The organism is Massilia sp. CT11-108, from assembly GCF_047302915.1.
Taxonomy (GTDB): Bacteria; Pseudomonadota; Gammaproteobacteria; order Burkholderiales; family Burkholderiaceae_D; genus Telluria; species Telluria orientalis.
This window is the reverse complement of sequence record NZ_JBKYMO010000671.1, coordinates 1-2,521: the sequence shown is the minus strand read 5'-3', so window position 1 is coordinate 2,521 and position 2,521 is coordinate 1. Positions and strand designations below refer to the sequence as shown.

The 2,521-nt window shown below is 68.7% G+C and carries 3 protein-coding genes; 1 reads left to right on the top strand and 2 read right to left on the bottom strand.

What is annotated here, in order from left to right:
* On the bottom strand, positions 1–448 hold a 448-nt coding region (locus ACEN88_RS29220), incomplete at its 3' end, for a chloride channel protein (RefSeq protein WP_413345340.1).
* Positions 449–525: 77 nt separating this feature from the next.
* On the opposite strand from ACEN88_RS29220, the gene ACEN88_RS29215 reads away from it, so the two are divergent.
* Positions 526–1,026, top strand: a complete 501-nt coding sequence (locus tag ACEN88_RS29215) for a MarR family winged helix-turn-helix transcriptional regulator (RefSeq protein WP_413345339.1) — start codon at positions 526–528, stop codon at positions 1,024–1,026.
* A gap of 145 nt (positions 1,027–1,171) precedes the next feature.
* On the opposite strand, the gene ACEN88_RS29210 is transcribed toward ACEN88_RS29215, so the two are convergent.
* The coding region (locus ACEN88_RS29210) for a metallophosphoesterase family protein (RefSeq protein ID WP_413345338.1) at positions 1,172–2,521 on the bottom strand (1,350 nt) is incomplete at its 5' end.

Genomic DNA, 2,521 nt, shown 5'->3' with positions numbered 1-2,521 from the left:
GGATCAGGCGGCGCGCCTGCAGCATGACGCCGGCCGCGATCTGCACGGACGGACCTTCGCGTCCGAGCGACAGGCCGCCCAGCAGGCCGCCGGCCGTCAGCAGGATCTTGGCGACCGACAGCCGCAGAGAAACGAACAGGCCGCGCTCGGCCTCGCCGACCTTCGTGTCGAGCGTGGCCATCACCTGCGGGATGCCGGAACCGCCCGCGCCGGGCGCGAAGCGGCGCGTGCACCAGACGACCGCAGCGGTGCATAACGGGGTCCAGATGAGCGGGCTCCACCACGCGAGGGCGCGCAGCGCGGCGAAACGCCCGTAGGCCGCCTCGGCCAGCCAGGTAAAACCGACGACCGTCAGGCCCGCCGCGGCGGAGAGCAGGACGACGATGCCGCGCACAGTCCACAGGCGCCAGTCGCCCAGTTCGCGGCGCAGGTCCGGTGCCGTGTTCATGGTTTGACCCGCTTTCGATATCGTTGCCTGAATATCATATTCCGGCGGCCTTTCGGGTTTTCCGCTATCATTCTTGCATGTCCTCGTCTTCCGAAACCAATGCGGCTTCCGAGTCGTCCCTGGCGCCGTCCACCCGCGTGCTGCGCCAGTTCCGCGTCGTCTTCAATTCCGTCAAAACCCATTTCCGCCAGGTCGAGCGCGAAGCGGGCGTCGGCGGCGCCCAGCTATGGGCACTGTCTGTCATCGACCGCCGTCCCGGCATCGGCGTGACGGAACTGGCGCGCGAGCTGGACATTCACCAGTCCACCGCCAGCAACCTGATCAAGAGCCTCGTCGAGCGCGGCCTCGTGGCCACGAGCCGCGAAGGCACGGACCGGCGCAGCGTGTCGCTGCGCATCCAGCCGGCGGGTGCCGATGTCCTGCGCACCGCGCCCCTGCCCTTCACCGGCGTGCTGCCGGACGCCCTGTCCGCGCTCGATGCCGACACGCTGGCGCGGCTGGAGCACGACCTGTCCAAGCTGATCGCCCTGCTCGAGGCGGATGAAGCCAGTGCGAACGTGCTGTTGTCGCAGATGTAAAAAAGAAGCCCGCGGCAAGCCACGGGCTCAAGAGATACTTTGGTATCCTCATCGCTGATCGCGAAGGCTGCAACAAGCAACCCCGCTCACAGGTTCATTGTCACATAAAACGTGTATTGAAGGCAATCACATTTGTGGCAATACATCAGACCCGCGGTTCGGCACAACGGGAATGCCGGCCCTCCACCGTGCAGGTATTCCGTTCCTTGCCGTCGCGGTCGTGGACGATCACGCGCCATGCATCCGGGCCCGTCCTCTCCATCGTCATGAAACCGAAACCGTCGATCCACGAACTCATCGCCTCGAGCACCGCACCCGGCGCCGGCGGCGGCCCGGCCGGCGGCGTCTGCGGCAGCGGGACGATGTCTTCCGCCGTGCCGGCGAAACCCGCGACGAACTGGGTCGGGTGATCGCTGGTAAAACTCGTCTGCTCCCACAGGTGCACGTGGCCGGACAGCAGGACGTCGATGGTCGCCGGCAGCAGGCGTGGATCGAGCGCGCCGAACACCTGCGTGAGCCCGGCGTCGCCGCCGAACAGCGTGACGGCGCCCGTGCGTGCATCGCGCAGCGCGCCGTAGGCGTACAGCGGATGGTGGTCGACGGCGATGTTGTAGCGCTGGCGGCGGGCCAGCCCCTCGATCTTGCGCCACGTGTCCGTGTAGCGCGCGATGGCCGGGTCGCCCGGTTTGAATCCGCGCCAGTTCGTGTTCGCGCTGTCGAACACGATCAGTTGTGCGCCGCCGCCCAAAGGCACCGCATACGGGTCCGCGTAGTCTGCCTGTTCGTCCGTCGCCGGGTCGTCGCAGTTCGCGGCCGGGTCGTAGGCGTGGGCGTCGAGGAAGCGCCACCACCCCTGCCCGCCGCGCGCGCACGACTCGTGGTTGCCGCGCGCGATCACCCACGGTGCCGCGGCCAGCAACGTGCGCGCGGGCGCGAAGAAATCCGCGTTCCACGCGTCCCAGCCATAGCCGTACGGGCTGCCCGCGCAGCCGGGGCGGTCCCCCGGACACGGGTCTTCGCGATAATGAAAATCGCCCACGTGCACGACAAGGTCCGGCTTCCACGCGGCCGCACTCGCGGCCACGCGCGCGAACGGGTACGCCTGCGGGTCGTTACAGTCCTGGAATTCCTTGCCCTTCAGGCGGCAGCCCGTGTCGCCGATCACGACGATGCGTTTCAGCTCCGCCGCCGGCAGCGGCAGCGGCTGGCCGGCGACACTCACCTGTGTTACGCCGGGCGGAAGCGGGGTCTCGCACGACAGCACCGGGGCCGATACGGCATCGGGATGAAAACTCGCGCTGTGGTCCTTGCCGCGCAGCGGGATCGGGCCGCGAGGGGCACGCACGGCCATCGCCGCCGTGCGGCCGTCGATCGTGATCGCGGGACAGGTGGAAGCCGTGGTGACGGCGCGGGCGATCGGGGCGGCGGGCGCGCCCCGCCAGACAAAAGGGGCGGCCCGGGGCGGGTGCGGTGGGGTTTTAACAAAAGGAGCGGG

Coding starts and splice junctions, on each gene's coding strand:
- ACEN88_RS29215 (WP_413345339.1), top strand. CDS start 526: ATGTCCTCGTCTTCCGAAACCAATGCGGCTTCCGAGTCGTCCCTGGCG.